The following is an 18,854-nucleotide window of genomic DNA, read 5'->3' on the forward strand; positions in this document are numbered from 1 at the left end:
GAGCAACTGCCATGTCGCAACACAAAGGTTATGCCCTGATTACCGGTGCCTCGTCAGGAATTGGTGCGGTGTATGCCGACCGCCTGGCCCGTGCCGGCTACGATCTGATTCTGGTGGCCCGCAACCAGCAACGTCTGGAGCAGTTGGCAACACGCTTGAAAGCCAATACCCAGCGTGACGTGCAGGTGATAGCGGCCGATCTCAATCTGCCAGCCGACTTGGCGCGAATCGCCCGGATCGCGCACGAAGACAGCCGTATCAGCCTGCTGGTGAATAACGCCGGTGTGGGCGCCACGGCTTCGCTGCTGGAGTCGGATGCCGACAAAATGGACGCGATGATTCTGCTGAACGTGCTGGCGCTGACCCGCCTGGCCAAAGCCGCGGCAACCAACTTTGTCGCCCAAGGGCGTGGCACGATTATCAATATCGGCTCGATTGTCGCTCTCGCTCCCAAAGTGCTGAACGGCGTGTATGGCGGTACCAAAGCGTTCGTGCAGGCGTTCAGCGAATCGCTGCAGCATGAGCTGAGTGACAAGGGCGTAGTGGTCCAGGTGGTGCTGCCAGGCGCTACCGCCACGGAGTTCTGGGACATCGCCGGCCTGCCTGTGAACAACCTGCCGGAAGCCATGGTGATGACCACCGAAAACCTGGTGGACGCCGCCCTGGCAGGCCTCGCCCAAGGCGAAGCCGTGACGATTCCGTCCCTGCCGGACAGCGCCGATTGGGACACCTACGAAAGCGCACGGCTGGCCCTGGGCCCGAACCTGTCGCACCGTGAACCCGCCGCTCGTTATGGGTTGAAGTAATCCGGACTAGCGCAGGCCGGGTGTAAACGCAGGCTTCCTGATTGCATGGGAGGCCTGCTCATACCCGTAGGCGACCGACAGCAACGTGGCTTCGCTCAAATTTGCCCCATAAAAGTGAACGGCCGTTGGCATCCCTTCATCGTCCATTCCCGATGGCATGGAGATACCGGGATAACCGGCCACTGCCGAGTAGTAGTAACTGTACGAGTGAAAATTGGACACTATTGCATCAAGCTTATGCTCGGCCAGTGGCTTATCGATGGTGCTTTTGAAAATCGGGCCGATGGCAGCCCATAACTCATTGCGCGCCTCATCACTGATATCCATCCCGTTGATCATGGTGAGCATCTGTTGATCCGGCACACCCGGACCGCTGTTGCGCTCGTTGAATTCAATCAGCTCAGCCAGCGACTTCACCGGCAAGCCTGCCCGTCCGGCCAGGTAGGCTTCAAGCTGGTGTTTAACGTCCGATAACAACGCGTCGTTATATTGTTCATGGGTTTCGTACGGGACGCCCTCACCCAGTTGACCCACGGGTACCAATGTCGCGCCCTTGCCCCGCAGCAACGTAATGGCATCCTCGAAGTGCTGCCTGTCGGCTATTTTCGCCGGGTCGTTGGCATCTTCTGCTGATAACTCAGGCAACGGCGTATAGCCGATGCGCTTGCCCACCAAGGCGTCAGGCTTGATTCCCTGGGTGTAGCGGTTGGTATCCGTCATCGCATCCAGTGCTTGCGCCGCATCACGCACGTTACGGGTGAAGGTGCCCACCGTGTCCTGGCGGGAACTGGTCATCACCCCTTCGGTACTCACTAATCCTTCGGTCGGTTTGAAACCAATAACACCGTTGTAAGCCGCCGGCGTAATGATTGAACCATTGGTTTCGACCCCCAATGCCAAGGGCACAATCCCTTGAGCAACGGCTACCGCAGAGCCCGTACTCGATCCCGCCGCCTGGCCATCCAGCCGATGCGGGTTGAGGGTCAAGCCGCCCCTGGAGCTCCAGCCATCAACCGGCGCCTCAGAGCGAAAATTGGACAATTCGCTCATGTTGGTTTTTCCAATAATCACAACGCCAGCCTTCAGCAGGTTGTCCACCACCTTGGCGTTCCTTGAAGCGGGCCTGCCCACCAGCGCCATGGAGCCACCGCTGGTCTGCATCTTGTCGCCGGTTTCGAACACATCCTTGAGCGCTATCGGAACGCCATGCAAAGGCCCGCGCACTTTGCCTTCGGCCCGTTCCAGATCCAGCGCACGGGCGTTCACACGAGCGTCAGGATTGATTTCAATGAACGCATTGCCGCCCTGCAAGCCCTTGTCCATGGTGGCGATCAGCTTCAGCGAGTCCCTCACCACCGAATCGGAACTGGCCCCATTGGGCCGGGTCATGGCCGCCGCCAAATCGTCGGCACTCCTGTAGGCCTGTGGCGGGTTCACCACTGCATCGAAAAGCCCCGCTGCCCATCCCGCGCCCAAACCTGGTCCGATCATAAATACTCCCCGCCTGCCTGAATGTTGGGAATACCGTTGATATCCCTGCCTCAGTCTAAGAAGCGAAATACTCGATGACTCGGGGGCAACTCTTACCGCGGCGTACGATCACTCTTCCCATGGCGTAGGCCCTTAAAGCCGCCCTAGAACCTGCTGACAACCTCGCACCAACGCCGCCAGACGATCTCTGGACCAGTGCGCACCATAGAACCAGACGACCCTCGACACTCCGTCGACGTCGGTGCCCGCGGGCACGCTGAAGCGTGGGTTATCGGCAGTCGCTGCTTTGTGGAAAGCAACACCTTGCGCATCCGCCACCACCCCATCCAGGCGGTTTTCCGTGACCCGGTCGTTAATCTCATTGCCGGGGTCCAGGGTGAAGTGACGTGTGTCATCGGTCACCCGCGCCGTCACAGGCACCAATTGCGCACCGGCTGCACGCAGTACGTCCAGTACCCGGGCAAAGTGCGAGCTGTGTTTGGCGGGTTTGCGCACATCACCGGTAACGTACTCGCTGGCAAAACCAATACGGCTGCCAGCCAGGGGCGGTGTGTTGATCAGATGACCCGGATCAGCGACGGGTGGAATCTCCATCATCACCCGCCCCTCGGGGTCGACGCCGCTGAGGGCAATCAGTGATAACGCGGGATCGCGCACGCTGTGCATCATGGGGCCAGGGAGGTCGAGCCTGGGGCCGTAACCGCCCGTGGAGCCAAACTCCAGGCCGCCCTGGTGAGTGGCCGAATTGACGATCGTACCGGCCGCATGACTGCCAAACACGACGCCCTGGCTGGCAGTGGGGGCGCAAGGCTGGGGAGTACAACTGTCCACCGATCCTGAAGGCTTGAACAGGCAGCGCACGCCCGGCCCCGTGACCTTCCTACTCTTATCGTCCATACACTCCCACGCCCCGGAATAAAGTTTCGAGGCGTGATTGCATCCCTTAAGCGAGGTGGATGTCTGTCGGAAATGGCTGGTTATGGCTCGTTCAAAATCCCTGAGCGCGCGATCAGACGGTGATTATCCGCTGACGTGCGCTTCACTGCCCTGATGCTCGACTTCCAGCCACCAGGCCTGCCCGCGCTCCGGCTGGTTGAGCATGAACGCCTGCCCCATCGCCGGTGTGGTGATCGACACGTTACGCTCCCATGCCAGCGCCATGATGCGGTCGAAGGGTTCGTGCCATGCATGAAACGCCAGGTCGAACGTGCCGTTATGGATCGGCAGCAGCCAGCGGCCCTTCAAGTCGATGTGCGCCTGCAGGGTTTCTTCCGGTTGCATGTGCACGTGGGGCCAGTCGACGTTGTAGGCACCCGTCTCCATCAGGGTCAGGTCAAACGGGCCGTACTGCTCGCCGATACGCTTGAAGCCCTCGAAATAGCCGGTATCGCCGCTGAAGAAAATTCGCCGTGAGCCGTCGATCATCACCCACGAACACCACAGCGTCTGGTTGCCATCGAACAGGCCGCGCCCGGAAAAGTGCTGGGCCGGCGTGGACACAAAACGAATCCCGTCCACTTCAGTGCCCTGCCACCAATCCAGCTGCCGCACCTTGCTGGCATCCACGCCCCACTTGACCAGCGTATCGCCCACACCCAGCGGCGCGAGGAAATAGCGGGTCTTGTCCGCCAGTTGCACCACCGCCTTGTGGTCCAGATGGTCGTAGTGGTTGTGGGAAAGAATCACCGCCTCGATCGGTGGCAGGTCCTCAAGGCTGATCGGCGGCTGATGGAAACGCTTGGGGCCCGCCCAACTGAACGGCGAAGCACGCTCGGCGAACACCGGGTCGGTCAGCCAGAACTTGCCGCGCATTTTCAGCAGAACAGTGGAATGGCCGAGGCGGAAAACGCTATGGTCCGGGGCGGCAAACAGTTGCTCGCGAGTCAGCGGCTGCACCGGGATCTCACCCACCGGGCGCGTGCTGCGGGGCTTCTGGAAGAGCATCTTCCACATGATGCCCAGGGTCTTGCCCAAGCCGCCATGCTGGATGGGCTTCTGATTGGTGAAGTGACCTTGATGCTGTTCGGAAGACTTGGGCGCTGTAGAAGAACTGTCGAGACGGGTTGAGATCGTGGCCATTACCGAGGAACTCCTGCAGACTGCTCTAAAAATTACACTGCACAGTGTAGTTTCTAGATTGCAACAAAACCGGGAGCAAGTAAACTACCGAGTGTAAGTTTCCCTTCAGAGCCGAACTCCCACCATGACTGTACCCCTGCGCCTCACCGACCGTAAACGCGAAGCCATCGTGGCAGCCGCCATTGCCGAGTTTCGTGACAACGGGTTCGAGGTCACCAGCATGGACAAGATTGCCGCCACGGCGGGGGTTTCCAAGCGCACGGTGTACAACCACTTCCCGAGCAAGGAAGAGCTGTTTGCCGAGATCCTGCATCAACTGTGGGCCAGCAGTGTTGCGCAACTGGACGTCAGCTACGCCAGCGACCGCCCGCTGCGAGAGCAACTGCGCGGGTTGCTGCAGGCCAAGATGACGATGATGTCGGACGCCAACTTCCTCGACCTGGCCCGGGTCGCGATTGCCGCCACCATCCACTCGCCGGAACGTGCCCAGGACATGGTCAACCGCCTGAGCAAGCGTGAAGAAGGCTTCACACAATGGGTGCGCGCCGCCCAGGAAGACGGCCGGCTGAGCTGCACCGACCCATGCTTCGCCGCCCACCAGGTGCAAAGCCTGCTCAAGGCCTTTGCCTTCTGGCCACAGATCACCCTCGGCCAGCCGACCCTGGACGCCGACGCCCAAGCGAACGTCATCGAGTCGGCCATCGACCTGTTCCTCGCAGGCTATGAGGTCGTGCCGCAGCACTGACCTGTTGCAGGAACGACATCCAAGGTCGTTTTTATCTGATTCGCCGCGTGTCCTTTGCAAATGGCCTGGAAGGACACTGATTATTCCCACGCGAATAACTGACAATATTCACACGTATTATCCGACCAGTGGTTTTCCCGATCACGTGTGCCGTCGTACCTGCAAAAAAAGAATCGACCCAGGAATCTATGGAAAACCAACGAGGCAAAGGGCTGTCATTTGCCAGACGTATCTACAGGCCAAGGATCATCGGCCTGGGCATCGGCTGCATCAGCGTCATCGCCGCGCTCTACCCACTGCAAATGCCAGGCTGGGTCTGGGCGTTGCTGCTGTTCAATGGTTTTGGCTGGGCGCACCTGGCCTATCAACTTTCGACCCGCTCCGATTTCCCCTACAAGGCGGAACGGCGAAACCTGCTCTACGACTCGCTGCTCGGCGGGTTCTGGGCGGCGACTACACAGTTCACACCACTGACGGCCGTGACCATCCTGTCGATGATGACCATGAACAACGTAGCCGCCGGCGGCAAACGCCTGTTCCTCCACGGCATCGTGGCGCAACTGGCAGGTATCGGCGTGTCCTGGCTGCTGTTTGGCATCCACTTCAATCCCGACGTCAGCCTGGTCCAGGTCTACGCCTGCCTGCCGATGCTGACCCTGTATCCCATGGCGCTGGGCATGGTCTGCTACCGCCTGGCGATCAAATTGTCGGAACACAAACGCGCCCTGAGCGCCTTGAGCCGCACCGACAGCCTCACCGGCCTGCTCAACCACGGTTCGTGGAAAGACCTGCTGCACCTGAAGTTTCACAAGTGCCAGCAACAACATGGGAACGCCACCATCGCACTGATCGACATCGACCATTTCAAGCAGATCAACGACAGCTATGGGCACATCATCGGTGACCAGGTTCTGCGCCAACTAAGCCTGGAACTTCGACGCAACCTGCGGGCAAACGACCTGGCCGGGCGATACGGCGGCGACGAGTTCTGTGTGATTCTTCCGGACATGCCCATGGAACAGGCCGCGCAAGTCATGGAACGCATGCGCGAGGTGTTCAGCAATTACCGCAACCCGGAAATCCCCGAACTGCGGGTCAGCCTGAGCATTGGCCTGGCGTCTTTCCAGAGCACCTTCACCGACGCGGCCATGTGGCTCAACGCAGCGGACCGCGCGCTGTACGCGGCCAAGGACACCGGCCGTAACCGAGTCAATATCAGCGACTACGTGGTCGCCCATTCCGCCTGAATCCCGCCCTCTGCATCTCGTCTGAATTAAACGCGCCCGTCGCCGACCGATAGCATAATGCCGCCATTGGTCGACTGGCGTAGAACTTCTTGCCGGCCATACGACTCAGAACCCGCTGTTCCACCCCGCTGCCAGCACAAGGAAGCTGGCAATGAGCACGTTTGCCGTATGGCCAGGCCTTACGGTGGCAGGCGACCCCATGGATACCCCCGACGCTTGCTTCCCCCGAGCACACGACCATGCTATTCAACGCCCATAAAAAAACCATCAGTACCCTGCAAGCCACCCTTGCCCAGCAAGCCAGCCTTCTCGACGCCATCGACCGCTCCATGGCGGTGATTGAATTTGATCTGCAAGGCACGGTCCTGCGGGCCAACGAGAATTTCCTCAAGGCCATGGGCTACACCGCCGACCAAGTCGTGGGCCAGTCCCACCGCCTGTTCTGCACCCCGGCCTTTGCCCGCAGCGCCGAGTACGGCCAACTGTGGACGCAATTGCGCAACGGCCAATTCCAGTCCGGGACCTTCGAACGGGTGACCAGCGGCGGCCAGCCGATCTGGCTGGAGGCCAGCTACAACCCGGTGCGCGACGAGTCCGGCAGCGTGGTGAAAGTGGTGAAGTACGCCATGGACGTCACCCCGAAAATGCAGGCCGAGAGTGAAGCCAACGCCAAGTTGCAGGCCATCGACCGCGCCATGGCGGTGATCGAGTTCAACCTCGACGGCACCATCATCAGCGCCAACCAGAATTTCCTGCAGCGCATGGGCTACAACCTGGCGCAGGTGCAGGGCAAGCATCACCGCATGTTCTGCACACCGGAGCTGGCCAACAGCAGCGCCTACAGCGATTTCTGGCGACGGCTGAACCAGGGTGAGCTGTTCAACGGCCAGTTCGAACGCATCGACAAAAACGGCCAGGTGGTGTGGCTGGAGGCCAACTACAACCCGGTGTACGACGCCAGCGGGCGCCTGTGCAAGGTGGTGAAATACGCCTCCGACGTCACGGCCATGGTGGAGAAACACGCGGCCGACGCGCAAAGCGCCACCCAGGCTTATCACATCTCGCTGCAAACCCGGGACATCGCCGAAAAAGGCGCCGAGGTGATCCAGCAGACCGCCACCGGCATGCGTGAGATTGCCGCCAATATCGACGGTTCTTCCGCGCTGATCGCCAAGCTGGGCGAGCGTTCGCAGCAGATCACCGCCATCGTCAACACCATTCGCGGGATTGCCGACCAGACCAACCTGCTGGCATTGAACGCTGCCATCGAAGCCGCACGCGCCGGCGAACAAGGGCGTGGCTTTGCGGTGGTGGCCGATGAAGTGCGGCAATTGGCGGCGCGCACCAGCGGTTCAACGGCCGAGATTTCGTCGATGATCGAGATGATCCAGACCGAAACCCGCCAGGCCATCGACAGCATGGACGGTACCCGCGACCGCGCCGCCCAAGGCGTGGACCTGGCCAACCAGGCCGGCACGGTGATCCTGCAGATTCGCGAAGGCGCCAGCGAGGCGGTGCAGGCTGTGAGTGCGTTTGCCAATGAACGGGGCAACAGGTAAGCGACAGGGTTCTTCATGTGCCAGGCCGAGGGCTCGGTCTATAGTGGTGGCTTGTCTTACGCCACGGATTCGAGCCCGCCATGACCCCGGATAAACCTGAAGCCAACGTTGACCACCTGCGCTTTCATCGTAAACACGCCCATCTCGCGCCGACCTTTGGCAACGACACCTTTGCGTTGAAAGCCGAAGCCTTCGCGCGCTTCTTTGGCACCCCGACGTTCCTGGGGGCGCAAACGGCAATCGTGATTCTGTGGGTCGTGCTCAACATGACCGGCATCACGCACTTTGACGTCTACCCGTTCATCCTCTTGAACCTGGCGTTCAGCCTGCAATCGGCCTATGCCGCCCCCTTGATTTTGCTCGCCCAGACCCGCCAGGCCGCACGGGACAAGGCCCAATCCGACGCCGACGCCCAGCACCGCGAAGCCCTGGCCGTGGCCAACACCGAACGCCAGGCCCAGGCGGCGCAGACCACCAAGCAACTGCTGGAACTGTTGGAGCAGAACACCAAGCTCACCGAGATGACCAAACAACTGACCGAACGCATCGAAGGGCTGACCAGCGAAATGCACGACCAATTCGTGCGCAAGACCTGACCCTCCCACGCATCCCGTGTGGGAGCCGGCTTGCCTGCGATAGCATCTGCGCGGTATGCCTGATGCACCACAGCGCCTGTATCGCAGGCAAGCCAGCTCCCACAGTTATCTCACCGGCAAGCGCACATGCTGGCTCAACTGATCAAATAACGTCACCACCGAGCGCAAGGCCCGGCAATCGGGGCGCGTCAGCAGCCACAGGGCGGTGTCGTGCCCCACCAGCGGCGGGCTCAACGGTTCCAGACCCGCGCCCAGCAGGTAATCCGGCAACGCGGCCACGCCGAGTCCCGCGCGCACCAGCTCGGTTACCGAAACCATGCTGTTGCAGCGATAGGCTGGCATCACTCCCGGCAAGTGCTGGCGCCGCCAGGTGACGGTGGGGTGATCCGGCAGGAAGTCATCCGGCGCGATCCAGTTCAGGGCCGCCAGTTCCTCCCCCGCATGCTGGCGGGAATAGTCGGCACTGGCGCACACCCGATACGACACCGTGCCCAGGCAACGTCCTACCAGATGCTCGGGCGGTGCCTTGGTCAGGCGCAGGGCGATATCCGCATCGCGGCGGCTGAGGTTGGCGAAGTCATTGGACGTGCTCAGCTCCAGGGTCAACGCCGGGTAGCCCGGCATGAACTGCGCCAGGGCCGGCAGCAACAGTGACTGCAATACCGAGTCCGTGCACGTCAGGCGCACCGTACCGCTGATCACTTCACCGCCCTGCTCCACTCCCACCCGTGCTGCCTCCAGCGCCTGTTCGGCACGTTCGGCCTGCTCGGCGAGGGTGGTGGCCAAGGTGGTGGGCAGGTAGCCGGCGCGGCTCTTTTCGAACAGCGTCTGGCCCAGCGCCGTCTCCAGCCGCCGCACCGCGCGAAACACCGTAGACACGTCCACCCGCAGCAACGCCGCCGCCCGCGCGAGCGTGCCGCCGCGCACCAGGGCGAGGATCAGGGAAAGGTCGGGGTAGTCGATCTGATAGTGCACCGCTGCATTGAACATGTGTGTTAACGCCAATATTGATTGCGTGAGCGCCAATCTATAGTGAGCGCCAGGACTCAACAAGCCACGGATACCCTCGATGAATAAAACCACCCTGCACCTGGCCCTGATCGGCGACTACGATGCCCAAGTTACCGCCCACCAGGCCATTCCCCTGGCGTTGCAACAGGCCGGCGCGGCGCTGGGCCTGACGGTGCGGTTCGACTGGCTGGCCACCGACACGATCAAATCCACCGAACAACTGCAGCACTACGACGGCTTCTGGTGCGTCCCCGCCAGCCCTTACCGTGATCTGGACGGCGCCCTGCTGGCCATCCGTTATGCCCGTGAACAGCGGCGCCCTTTCCTCGGCACCTGCGGCGGTTTTCAACACGCTGTGCTGGAATATGCCCGCAACGTGCTGGGCTGGGCCGACGCAGAACACGGCGAACTGGCTCCCGATTCGCCCCGTGCAGTACTCACGCCCCTGACCTGTGCGCTGGTGGAAGCGACCGACACCATCCGCTTGATGGCCTATACCCGCATCGCCGAGGCCTACGCCACCCTGGATATCCATGAAGGCTACCGTTGCCGCTATGGCATCAATCCAGACTTCGAAAGCGCATTGCTGGAAGCCGACCTGATTGCCAGCGGCCATGACTCGGCGGGTGACCTGCGGGCGGTGGAGTTGCTGGGCCATCCGTTTTTTGTCGCCACCCTGTTCCAGCCGGAACGTGCGGCGCTTAAAGACGTCACCCCGCCGCTGGCCATTGCGCTGCTGAAGGCCTGCGCATGATCGCCAAGACACCCAAACCGCCGTACTACGCCGTGGTGTTCAGTTCATTGCGCACTGAAGGTGACAACGGTTACGGGCAAGCCGCCGACCGCATGCTGGAACTGGCCCGGCAACAACCCGGTTTTCTCGGCGTGGAATCGGCGCGCGGGGACGACGGGCTGGGTATCACGGTGTCCTACTGGAGCAGCGAAGCCGCGATCCTGGCCTGGAAGCAGCACGCCGAACACACTGAGGTGCGCGAACAGGGCCGCGCCACCTGGTACTCGGCGTGCCATACGCGGGTGTGCAAGGTGGAGCGGTCTTACGCGTTCGAGCGCTGAAACCTCAGCCCGTGTAAAACACTTAATGTGGACAAGGGAGGCTCTGTGGTGAGGGCGCTTGCTGTAGTGAGGGAGCTTGTGTGGCGAGGGAGCTTGCTCCCGCTGGGCTGCGAAGCGGCCCCAAAATCTTGGGAGCGCTGCGCACTCCAGCGGGAGCAAGCTCCCAAGCCACAGCAAGCTCCCAAGCCACAAAAAGCGCTCCAGCCGCAGGGCTATGCGGCACTCAACTGACCAGACTGCGCACCGCACTGATCTGTGGAATCTCCACCCGACGCATGTACACCCGCAGCGGTTCCGTGATGTTGATGCGATCGTCGATGTTCTGGTCCAGCAACAACTGGATCCGCTCGCGGGACAAGGTCATGGCCTGCCCGTCGACCGGCAGCCAGACAAACTCGGCGGTTGGGATGATGCCGTCATCGGCCACGTCCATGCCGAAGGAGTCTTCGCTGAAACGGACGATGTACTGGCCAGTCTTGCGGTTCAGGCCGACAAAACCCTGGAGTTGGTCGGCGGCCTGGCAGATAAGCTCGGAGGTGATGCGCATGGTAAACCTCACTGAAAAGTCCTACTTGGACTGGAAAGATGGTTTACACGCGTGGCAGGAAAATCTGCCCTCTGATGGGGCAATTCAAGGCAAGAGTACTGCATCGCACCGCACAAAAGTGCAGAAAAATGGCCGGTGAACACGTTAATGTCGGTTTGGTGATAGCGCCATTCGCAAGCAATTGTTAAAAAGGAGCCCTTCTCAAAGTTACCTCCACGAAAGGACTTCGCATATGCCTGTCACGTTTACCAAGAGTGCCCTGCTGCTGGCCCTGATGCTGGGCCTTGGCCACGCACAGGCGGCAAGCCCGATCAGCCCTACCGAACTCGCGGCCAACGAAGGCATCCCGCACCCTGCCGTGATTGCCCACCGTGGCGCCTCCTTCGATGCACCGGAATCCACCGCCGCCGCCTACAAAGTCGCGCGCGACCTGGGTGCCGACTACCTGGAAATGGACCTGCAACGCAGCAAGGACGGCGTGCTATTCGCCCTGCATGACAACAACCTGCAACGCACCACCGACGTCGCCACCAAGTTCCCGGAGCGCAAGGATAGCCCGGCCAACGAATTCACCTGGGCCGAGCTTAAAACCCTGGACGCCGGCAGCTGGTTCAACGCCGCCTACCCGGACCGTGCCCGCCCGGGCTTCGTCGGCCTGAAAATTCTCAGCCTGGACGAAATCATCAAGATCGCCGAAGGCAACCCGCAGCACAAACCCGGCCTGTACATCGAAACCAAGGAGCCGAAGCAATTCCCGGGCATCGAGGCCGACCTGAAGAACAAACTGCTGGATAAAGGCTGGTTGAGCTCCACCGGCTCCAACCAGGCCCAGAAAAACATCGGCGTCGGCCAGGGCAAGGGCCGCGTGGTGCTGCAAACCTTTGAGAAAGACAGCCTGAAAGAACTGCAAAAAGAGATGCCCAACACCCCGAAAATCCTGCTGTTGTGGGTAGGTGAAGGCAGCATCGAACCGAAATCCAAGGTGCCCTTCGCCGAGTCCGGCGAGCCGAGCAAAGCCGCCTACTACGCCAAGCAGGAGCCGAAGGACGCCGCCGAGTTCGAAAAATGGATCGACGAGGCCAAGAGCCTGGGCGCCATCGGTACCGGCCCTTCGGCACAACTGACCAACCTCGGCGACCAGAGCTACTCCGACCTGGTCAAACCCGAGATGAACCAGTTGACCCACGACAAGGGCTTGCTGGTGCACGTGTACACCGTGGATGAACCGGTGGACTTCGACAAGGTCATGAAAGCCGGCGTCGATGGCATCTTCACCAACCGCGCTGCCGAACTGCTGAAGTACTACAAGCGCTGGCCATCCTCGAGTGTGGCCGACCTGCTGCAGGACAACGGTTACTGAGTGAGCCCCGAATGGTCAGGTCGCCTGTGGCTGGGGCCTGACTACGGGCTGATCCAGGGCATACCGGGGCGCACCGCGCCCCACGCACACTATGCCCATCAGCTGATGTTCTCCGCGGGCGGGCCGGTCACGGCCAGCCTCGATGGCTGTGCCATCACGGCCCATCGCCTGTTTATCCCGTCCAGAATGCCCCACGCCATCCTCCACTCCCACGGTGAGGTGTTGATGGTGTATGCCGAACCCGGCGCCTTTGACTTCGACGCTTTGCAGGCCGCCCTGGCCGACAGTGAACGGTCCCTGGAAGCACTCGAGCGCACGCTGCGCCAATTGCCGAGACGCGCACTGGAAGATGCCAGGGTGGAGCGCGCGCTGTCGGCGCTGGATCAGCAACTGAGTGGCAAGGTCTCGGCCCACGCCCTGGCACAGGCGGCGCACGTTTCGTTGAGCCAGCTGGAACGTTTGTTCGCCAACCAACTGGGTTTGCCCGTGCGTCGCCTGGTGTTGTGGCGGCGCTTGCGAGTGGCGCTGGGACTGGCGCTCGGCGGCAGCACCCTGACCGAGGCTGCCCATGGCGCCGGGTTCGCCGATTCGGCGCACTTTTCCCGGACCATGAAGCAACTATTCGGCGTCACGGCCGGGGCGTCGTTGCGCAACCTGCACGTACGAATCCTGGACTAGACCCGCGGGAACCGGCGGCTCCTTGCTCAAGCGCACCGTCCTGAACGGGTCGCGCAACTGCGCCACATACTCCCGCGGAAAATCCGGCCGGCTGCCAATCCCCAAGTCGCCCTGCCCCATTCGATAGTCATGGCTGTAAAACGCCGTACCCAAGAGCCAATCCCACAGATTGAAAAACAAGCCGAAATTCACATCCCCAGCCCGGCCATATTTCATGTGATGAAAACGATGCACCGGCGCCCAGGCGAACACCCAGCGCAGCGGCCCCAGGCGCATGTCGACATTGGAATGCTGCAACAGCAACTGCACGGCAATCGCCAGGGCCAGCAGCAGCGCCACCTCCGTGGGAATGCCCAGCAGGATCAACGGCGCCAACCCGGCCGTGGCTTCCAGCATCTGGTGCAACGGATGCTTCATCAAGCCATTGAAGCCATACAGCCGTTGCACGCTGTGGTGCACCGCGTGCAGGCGCCACAAGGCAGCGACTCGGTGGCTGGCGTAATGCATCAGGGTGATGCCCGCATCGGCAATGAAGATCGCCAGCAGCAATTGCGCCCAGAGCGGCCACGCCCGCGGCCATACACCGTCGACGGCCAACAGCGCGGTCAGCACCGGCAAGATCAACAAGCCCGCCGCATTGAGGCCCTCATTGACCAACGCGTGAATCAAGTCGCGACGACGATCACCCTGGTTGCGATTCCACTGCGGCTCATAGGGCAACCACCACTCGGCGATAAACGACACCGCCACCGCCAGAACAAATACCAGCCCCAGCCACTGCAGCGCATCCCTCTGCACCAGCCACAGCGCCCACCCGATAAACCCCGCCCAGAACAAGGGCGCATACACCCAGGCCATTAACTGTTTCATCTGTGCCTCCCGTAAGTGAGACGCCAGCATGAAACCCCGCACTCGCCGCCGATTGAACAAACGGCGCAATCTTAAGGGTGAGTTAAGTTGCGCTGGTTAACCTGATCCCACTTAAACAGCTCACCCCAAAGGATCACACCATGAAAAACCTGACCGCTCTGTTCGCTGCTGCCGCCTTGACCCTTACCGCCGGTTTGGCCCAGGCCGATGTTCGCCCGGACCAGATTCCGAGCCTGCTCAAGTCCGGTGCCGTGATGGATTTTGAAAAGCTCAACGCCAAGGCCGTGGCCCAGCACAAAGGCGCCACCATCGTTGACACCGAACTGGAAGACAAAGCCGGCCGCCTGGTCTACGAGACCGAACTGCGTGACACCAGCAACGTGAAGTGGGACGTGAAGCTGGATGCCAAGACCGGCGAAGTCCTGGAAAACAAGCAAGACACTTGAGTTGAACCGCAAAAACGCCGCGCCGCCTTCGGGCCGCGCGGCTTTTTTATGCGCGCTCGTCGCCCAGAAGAGCAATTAGTCTAATTAGCGTGAACGAATTTGTACCTTACGCCGCCAAGCTCGCTAGAATCCCAACCATCAGCCAAGGCACAACGCCAGCAGCATCAGGACCGGAACCGTTCGCCATGGGGCAAAAAGCCGTCGACATTGCCACCATTGGCAGAATCAGCGCCGTCCCGGCGATTCTCCAAGTAGTCAGCGAGATGACCGGCTTGCGTTTTGCGGCCGTGGCCCGGGTCACCGACGATTCCTGGACCGCCTGCGCCGTGCGCGACCAACTGGACTTTGGCCTGCCCGTGGGTGGCGAGCTGGACCTGACCACCACCCTGTGCCACGAAATACGCGACTCCCACGTCTCGATCGTGATCGACAAAGCCAGCGAAGACCCGCTGTACCGCGACCACCACACGCCGCGCATCTACCACTTTGAAAGCTACATCTCGGTGCCGGTGTTCCGCACCGACGGGCGTTTCTTCGGCACCATCTGTGCCCTGGACCCGAACCCGGCGCAACTGCGCAGCAGCACCATCCAGTCGACCATGGAGTCGTTTGCCCGGGTGCTGTCGCTGCAGATCGAAGCCGAAGAAAGCCTCCAGCAGACCGAAGCCGACCTGCAGCAGGAGCGGGAAACCGCCGAACTGCGCGAACAATTCATCGCCGTGCTCGGCCACGACCTGCGCAACCCGCTGTTCGCCATCAACGTCGGCGCCGAACGCCTGCTGCGCAAACACCCGGACCCGGCCACCGACACCCTGGTGCGGCACATGCTGGCCAGCGGTCGCCGCGCCTCGCAACTGGTGGAGGACGTACTGGACTTTGCCCGCGGGCGAATGGGCAGCGGCATCCCGGTGAACATCAGTGAATGCACTGGGCTTGAAGACACTTTGCAGCATGTGGTGGAAGAGGTGCAGCACGTCCATCCAAAGCGGCTGATTCACGCCCGCATCGGCAATCTCAAGGGTGTGAAAGGCGACCGCGAGCGGCTCGCGCAATTGCTCTCCAACCTGGCCGCCAACGCCATCAGCCACGGCAATCCGCAAGGGCCGGTTGAAGTCAGTGCGCAGGTCAACGCCGGCACGTTTGAGTTAACGGTGAAAAACCTTGGGCTGATCAGTGAGCAAGCCATGCCGCTGCTGTTCCAGCCCTACTCCCGACCGACGGGCGCCCTGCCCCAGGCCGGGTTGGGCCTGGGGTTGTACATCGTCAAACAGATTGCCGACGCCCATGGCGGGCGGCTGGAAGTGTCTTCCAGCGAGCAGGACGGCACGGTGTTCAGCTTCAGCTTGCCCACAGGCGATTGACGGCCACCTCAAACCGTCACAAAAGCGTCAAATTCAGTTGCCATGATGCGCTCAGGTGAACCTGTGAAATTTCCTACAGGCACTTTCCCTGCGAGCCTCCATGAACCACAGCATCGACCACAGCCACCAGGACTCAGACCTGTTTGGCTTGCTCTACGGTTTTCGTTTCCGCCCCGGTGAAAAGGGCGAACAGATTGATTCAGCCACTGCCCTTGCGGCCTTGCAGCAGCCCGGAGACCCCGACGAATTTCTGTGGCTGCATTTGAACCTGGCCCACGCCGCCTGTGAGCGCTGGATGCAGGCGCACCTGAACCTGCCGGAAGAATTCTTCGAAGCCTTGCACGAAGGCTCACGCTCCACCCGCATCGAACACGTGGACTCGGCCTTGCTGGCGGTGGTCAACGACGTGGTCTTCAACTTCAGCAGCATGGTGTCTTCAGACATTTCCACCTTATGGGTGTGCGCCCGCAGTCGGCTGCTGATCAGCGCGCGCCTGCAACCGCTGCATTCGGTGGACAAGCTGCGCTCGTCGGTTAAGGCCGGTGAACACTTTCGCTCGCCGCTGGAACTGTTGGTGCATTTGCTGCGGGACCAGGGCGAGGTGCTGACACAGATCGTGCGCAAGACCAGCCTCAGCGTCGACCAGATCGAGGACCAGTTGCTGTCGTCACGCCTGTCCACCAACCGCGCCGAACTGGGTGCCGCGCGCCGGGTGCTGGTGCGCCTGCAACGGTTGCTGGCGCTGGAGCCGGGCTCGTTGCTGCGGCTGCTCAATCGTCCGCCCCAGTGGCTGCAGAAGGAAGACGTGAAAGAGCTGCGCAAATCCACCGAGGAGTTTGCGCTGATCATCAACGACCTGATGGCGTTGGGTGAGCGCATCAAGCTGCTGCAGGAAGAGATCGCCGCCAACCTCAACGAACAGAGCAACCGCACGTTGTTCACCCTGACCGTGGTCACGGTGCTGGCGTTGCCGATCAACATCATTGCCGGTTTTTTTGGCATGAACGTTGGTGGTGTGCCGCTTTCTACAGACCCTGAAGGCTTCTGGATTCTGGTGGCGCTGGTGGCAACGTTCACGTTGATTGCCGGGCGCTGGGCGTTTCGCAAGCGCAAGGATTATTGAATTTGAAATGCGATCAATGTGGGAGCTGGCTTGCCTGCGATAGCGGTGGTGACTGATACACCGCTATCGCAGGCAAGCCAGCTCCCACATTTTATCGGCGGTGTTTTATAGACCGGCGGCAACTTCAATTCCCTAAACACTGATTTACCGCAGCATCTCTGTAACATTCTGCAACGATCATGACGGATATCCTCCCTCAACACTGGATGTTCCGGCATGGCAACCCCTTCGCTGACCGCCTCCACCGCCTCCGTCACCAACGGTCCCAAACCGCGCCTGGACAAAAAACCGGGCCTGGTGACGGTGATCATTTTCTTCGCCGTACTCGCCATGGGCCTGTTGTTCACCGCCTACAGCCTGATGCACGACATGCACGAGCTGGGCACGGTGGTCACCACCTGGACGCCGTTCCTGCTGCTGGGCGTGGCGCTGTTGATCGCCCTGGGCTTCGAGTTCGTCAACGGCTTCCACGACACCGCCAACGCGGTGGCCACGGTGATTTACACCAACTCATTGCCACCGCATTTCGCGGTGGTGTGGTCGGGCTTTTTCAACTTCCTCGGCGTGCTGCTATCCAGCGGCGCGGTGGCGTTCGGCATCATCGCCCTGCTGCCGGTAGAGCTGATTTTGCAGGTCGGCTCCTCCGCCGGCTTTGCGATGATCTTCGCGCTGTTGATCGCCGCGATCCTGTGGAACCTCGGCACCTGGTGGCTGGGGTTGCCGGCGTCGTCGTCCCACACCTTGATCGGCTCGATCATCGGCGTGGGCGTGGCCAACGCCCTGATGCATGGCCGCGACGGCACCAGCGGTGTGGACTGGGGCCAGGCGATCAAGATCGGTTATGCGCTGCTGCTGTCGCCGCTGATCGGCTTCGCCTTCGCCGCCCTGCTGTTGCTGGCGCTGCGGGCCTTCGTGAAAAATCGCTCGCTGTACAAAGCGCCAAAAGGCGATACCCCGCCGCCTTGGTGGATTCGCGGCATGCTGATCGCCACCTGCACCGGTGTGTCGTTTGCCCACGGGTCCAACGACGGCCAAAAAGGTATGGGCCTGATCATGTTGATCCTGGTGGGCACCCTGCCGATGGCCTACGCGTTGAACCGCACCATGCCGGCCGGTGAGTCGTTGCAGTTTGCCGCGGTGGCCGAAGTCACCCAGGCCGCCCTGGTAAAAGCGGCGCCGCAACTGGCTCCCGCCGACTCTCGCGGCACCTTGTCGACCTACGTACGCACCAAGGAAGCCACCCCGGAACTGGTGCCCGCCCTGGCCGCCATCACCGGGCATATCGGTGAGGAAGTGAAGAGCTACGGCTCCCTGGCCGCCGTACCGGCCGAGGCCGTGGGCAACGTGCGTAACGACATGTACCTGACCAGCGAAACCATCCGCCTGATGGACAAGGGCAAGGTCGGCAACTTCGACGCCGACACCCAGAACAAGCTGCAACTGTTCAAGCAACAGATCGACAACGCCACACGGTTTATCCCGCTGTGGGTCAAGATCGCCGTGGCAATCGCCCTCGGGCTGGGGACCATGGTCGGCTGGAAACGTATCGTGGTGACCGTGGGCGAGAAGATCGGCAAGACCCACCTGACCTACGCCCAGGGCGCATCCGCCGAGATGGTGGCGATGCTGACCATCGGCGCGGCAGACATGTATGGCTTGCCGGTGTCCACCACCCATGTGTTGTCGTCGGGTGTGGCCGGGACCATGGTGGCGAACGGCGGTGGCTTGCAGATGAAGACCATCCGCAACTTGCTGATGGCCTGGGTGCTGACCTTGCCGGCGGCGATTCTGTTATCGGGCAGCCTGTACTGGCTATTCACCCAATTGTTCTGACACAACCCGATAAAAATGTGGGAGCGGG

At 61.4% G+C, this 18,854-nt stretch carries 19 protein-coding genes; 13 read left to right on the top strand and 6 right to left on the bottom strand.

Features of this window, described 5'->3' with window-relative positions; genetic code table 11:
* The first annotated feature begins 11 nt into the window (after positions 1-11).
* The gene (locus HX873_RS15865) at positions 12-806 is read left to right on the top strand and encodes an SDR family oxidoreductase (protein ID WP_008432939.1); all 795 of its coding nucleotides are present in this window, start codon (positions 12-14) and stop codon (positions 804-806) included.
* Positions 807-812: 6 nt separating this feature from the next.
* Here HX873_RS15865 and HX873_RS15870 read toward each other — a convergent pair whose 3' ends face one another.
* The 3 genes from HX873_RS15870 to HX873_RS15880 all read right to left on the bottom strand — a co-directional run bounded on the left by HX873_RS15870 (position 813) and on the right by HX873_RS15880 (position 4,376).
* Positions 813-2,195, bottom strand: a complete 1,383-nt coding sequence (locus HX873_RS15870) for an amidase family protein (RefSeq protein WP_256349637.1) — start codon at positions 2,193-2,195, stop codon at positions 813-815.
* A gap of 234 nt (positions 2,196-2,429) precedes the next feature.
* Entirely contained in the window at positions 2,430-3,194 is a 765-nt protein-coding gene (locus HX873_RS15875; protein WP_177122879.1) for a hypothetical protein, read from the bottom strand.
* Positions 3,195-3,317: 123 nt separating this feature from the next.
* Positions 3,318-4,376, bottom strand: a complete 1,059-nt coding sequence (locus tag HX873_RS15880; RefSeq protein ID WP_003211475.1) for an MBL fold metallo-hydrolase — start codon at positions 4,374-4,376, stop codon at positions 3,318-3,320.
* A 124-nt stretch (positions 4,377-4,500) separates the two neighbouring features.
* Here HX873_RS15880 and HX873_RS15885 point away from each other — a divergent pair, with 124 nt between their 5' ends.
* The 4 genes from HX873_RS15885 (at position 4,501) to HX873_RS15900 (ending at position 8,523) form a co-directional block, all read left to right on the top strand.
* Positions 4,501-5,121, top strand: a complete 621-nt coding sequence (locus HX873_RS15885) for a TetR/AcrR family transcriptional regulator (protein ID WP_003211473.1) — start codon at positions 4,501-4,503, stop codon at positions 5,119-5,121.
* Positions 5,122-5,309: 188 nt separating this feature from the next.
* Complete coding sequence (locus HX873_RS15890; protein WP_003211472.1) at positions 5,310-6,368, top strand: diguanylate cyclase; 1,059 nt, start codon at positions 5,310-5,312, stop codon at positions 6,366-6,368.
* Between the two features lie 239 nt (positions 6,369-6,607).
* Positions 6,608-7,927 carry a PAS domain-containing methyl-accepting chemotaxis protein gene (locus HX873_RS15895; protein ID WP_177008446.1) on the top strand — a complete coding sequence of 440 codons (1,320 nt, stop codon included), beginning with the start codon at positions 6,608-6,610 and terminating at the stop codon, positions 7,925-7,927.
* Positions 7,928-8,007: 80 nt separating this feature from the next.
* Entirely contained in the window at positions 8,008-8,523 is a 516-nt protein-coding gene (locus tag HX873_RS15900; RefSeq protein WP_003211469.1) for a DUF1003 domain-containing protein, read from the top strand.
* A 105-nt stretch (positions 8,524-8,628) separates the two neighbouring features.
* Here HX873_RS15900 and HX873_RS15905 read toward each other — a convergent pair whose 3' ends face one another.
* A complete protein-coding gene (locus tag HX873_RS15905; RefSeq protein WP_177122880.1) occupies positions 8,629-9,513 on the bottom strand; it encodes a LysR family transcriptional regulator in 885 nt (294 codons plus the stop codon).
* 79 nt (positions 9,514-9,592) lie between these two features.
* Between HX873_RS15905 and HX873_RS15910 the strand changes: the two genes are divergently transcribed.
* A complete protein-coding gene (locus tag HX873_RS15910; protein ID WP_102369737.1) occupies positions 9,593-10,288 on the top strand; it encodes a CTP synthase in 696 nt (231 codons plus the stop codon).
* Positions 10,285-10,608 carry an antibiotic biosynthesis monooxygenase gene (locus HX873_RS15915; RefSeq protein WP_003211463.1) on the top strand — a complete coding sequence of 108 codons (324 nt, stop codon included), beginning with the start codon at positions 10,285-10,287 and terminating at the stop codon, positions 10,606-10,608. Before HX873_RS15910 ends, HX873_RS15915 begins: the two co-directional genes overlap by 4 nt.
* Positions 10,609-10,831: 223 nt before the next feature.
* On the opposite strand, the gene HX873_RS15920 is transcribed toward HX873_RS15915, so the two are convergent.
* Positions 10,832-11,155: a DUF2025 family protein gene (locus tag HX873_RS15920; RefSeq protein WP_008432956.1), complete on the bottom strand. Its 324-nt coding sequence runs from the start codon at positions 11,153-11,155 to the stop codon at positions 10,832-10,834.
* A 232-nt stretch (positions 11,156-11,387) separates the two neighbouring features.
* Between HX873_RS15920 and HX873_RS15925 the strand changes: the two genes are divergently transcribed.
* Together HX873_RS15925 and HX873_RS15930 are read left to right on the top strand one after the other, a co-directional pair.
* Entirely contained in the window at positions 11,388-12,515 is a 1,128-nt protein-coding gene (locus tag HX873_RS15925) for a glycerophosphodiester phosphodiesterase (protein ID WP_177022222.1), read from the top strand.
* Positions 12,516-13,193 (top strand): helix-turn-helix domain-containing protein, encoded by a 678-nt coding sequence (locus tag HX873_RS15930; RefSeq protein WP_177122881.1) that lies wholly within the window; start codon positions 12,516-12,518, stop codon positions 13,191-13,193.
* Here the strand turns inward: HX873_RS15930 and HX873_RS15935 are convergent.
* Complete coding sequence (locus HX873_RS15935; protein ID WP_177122882.1) at positions 13,134-14,063, bottom strand: sterol desaturase family protein; 930 nt, start codon at positions 14,061-14,063, stop codon at positions 13,134-13,136. The genes HX873_RS15930 and HX873_RS15935 overlap by 60 nt on opposite strands.
* 140 nt (positions 14,064-14,203) lie before the next feature.
* Here HX873_RS15935 and HX873_RS15940 point away from each other — a divergent pair, with 140 nt between their 5' ends.
* From HX873_RS15940 to HX873_RS15955, 4 genes are all read left to right on the top strand, one after another.
* On the top strand, positions 14,204-14,509 hold the full coding sequence (locus tag HX873_RS15940) for a PepSY domain-containing protein (protein ID WP_003211453.1): 306 nt from the start codon (positions 14,204-14,206) through the stop codon (positions 14,507-14,509).
* A 185-nt stretch (positions 14,510-14,694) separates the two neighbouring features.
* A complete protein-coding gene (locus HX873_RS15945; RefSeq protein ID WP_177122883.1) occupies positions 14,695-15,870 on the top strand; it encodes a GAF domain-containing sensor histidine kinase in 1,176 nt (391 codons plus the stop codon).
* Between the two features lie 100 nt (positions 15,871-15,970).
* Positions 15,971-16,993: a transporter gene (locus tag HX873_RS15950; RefSeq protein ID WP_003211449.1), complete on the top strand. Its 1,023-nt coding sequence runs from the start codon at positions 15,971-15,973 to the stop codon at positions 16,991-16,993.
* Positions 16,994-17,209: 216 nt separating this feature from the next.
* Complete coding sequence (locus HX873_RS15955) at positions 17,210-18,826, top strand: inorganic phosphate transporter (RefSeq protein WP_177122884.1); 1,617 nt, start codon at positions 17,210-17,212, stop codon at positions 18,824-18,826.
* Positions 18,827-18,854 lie beyond the last annotated feature (28 nt).

The sequence above is a fragment of the Pseudomonas sp. P7758 genome (assembly GCF_013386485.1).
Lineage (GTDB): Bacteria > Pseudomonadota > Gammaproteobacteria > Pseudomonadales > Pseudomonadaceae > Aquipseudomonas.

Excerpts from the sequence above, each read along its gene's own strand:
- HX873_RS15865 (WP_008432939.1), top strand. The coding sequence starts at position 12 with ATGTCGCAACACAAAGGTTATGCCCTGATTACCGGTGCCTCGTCAGGA.
- HX873_RS15870 (WP_256349637.1), bottom strand. The coding sequence starts at position 2,195 with ATGACCCGGCCCAATGGGGCCAGTTCCGATTCGGTGGTGAGGGACTCG.
- HX873_RS15875 (WP_177122879.1), bottom strand. The coding sequence starts at position 3,194 with ATGGACGATAAGAGTAGGAAGGTCACGGGGCCGGGCGTGCGCTGCCTG.
- HX873_RS15880 (WP_003211475.1), bottom strand. The coding sequence starts at position 4,376 with ATGGCCACGATCTCAACCCGTCTCGACAGTTCTTCTACAGCGCCCAAG.
- HX873_RS15885 (WP_003211473.1), top strand. The coding sequence starts at position 4,501 with ATGACTGTACCCCTGCGCCTCACCGACCGTAAACGCGAAGCCATCGTG.
- HX873_RS15890 (WP_003211472.1), top strand. The coding sequence starts at position 5,310 with ATGGAAAACCAACGAGGCAAAGGGCTGTCATTTGCCAGACGTATCTAC.
- HX873_RS15895 (WP_177008446.1), top strand. The coding sequence starts at position 6,608 with ATGCTATTCAACGCCCATAAAAAAACCATCAGTACCCTGCAAGCCACC.
- HX873_RS15900 (WP_003211469.1), top strand. The coding sequence starts at position 8,008 with ATGACCCCGGATAAACCTGAAGCCAACGTTGACCACCTGCGCTTTCAT.
- HX873_RS15905 (WP_177122880.1), bottom strand. The coding sequence starts at position 9,513 with ATGTTCAATGCAGCGGTGCACTATCAGATCGACTACCCCGACCTTTCC.
- HX873_RS15910 (WP_102369737.1), top strand. The coding sequence starts at position 9,593 with ATGAATAAAACCACCCTGCACCTGGCCCTGATCGGCGACTACGATGCC.
- HX873_RS15915 (WP_003211463.1), top strand. The coding sequence starts at position 10,285 with ATGATCGCCAAGACACCCAAACCGCCGTACTACGCCGTGGTGTTCAGT.
- HX873_RS15920 (WP_008432956.1), bottom strand. The coding sequence starts at position 11,155 with ATGCGCATCACCTCCGAGCTTATCTGCCAGGCCGCCGACCAACTCCAG.
- HX873_RS15925 (WP_177022222.1), top strand. The coding sequence starts at position 11,388 with ATGCCTGTCACGTTTACCAAGAGTGCCCTGCTGCTGGCCCTGATGCTG.
- HX873_RS15935 (WP_177122882.1), bottom strand. The coding sequence starts at position 14,063 with ATGAAACAGTTAATGGCCTGGGTGTATGCGCCCTTGTTCTGGGCGGGG.
- HX873_RS15940 (WP_003211453.1), top strand. The coding sequence starts at position 14,204 with ATGAAAAACCTGACCGCTCTGTTCGCTGCTGCCGCCTTGACCCTTACC.
- HX873_RS15945 (WP_177122883.1), top strand. The coding sequence starts at position 14,695 with ATGGGGCAAAAAGCCGTCGACATTGCCACCATTGGCAGAATCAGCGCC.
- HX873_RS15950 (WP_003211449.1), top strand. The coding sequence starts at position 15,971 with ATGAACCACAGCATCGACCACAGCCACCAGGACTCAGACCTGTTTGGC.
- HX873_RS15955 (WP_177122884.1), top strand. The coding sequence starts at position 17,210 with ATGGCAACCCCTTCGCTGACCGCCTCCACCGCCTCCGTCACCAACGGT.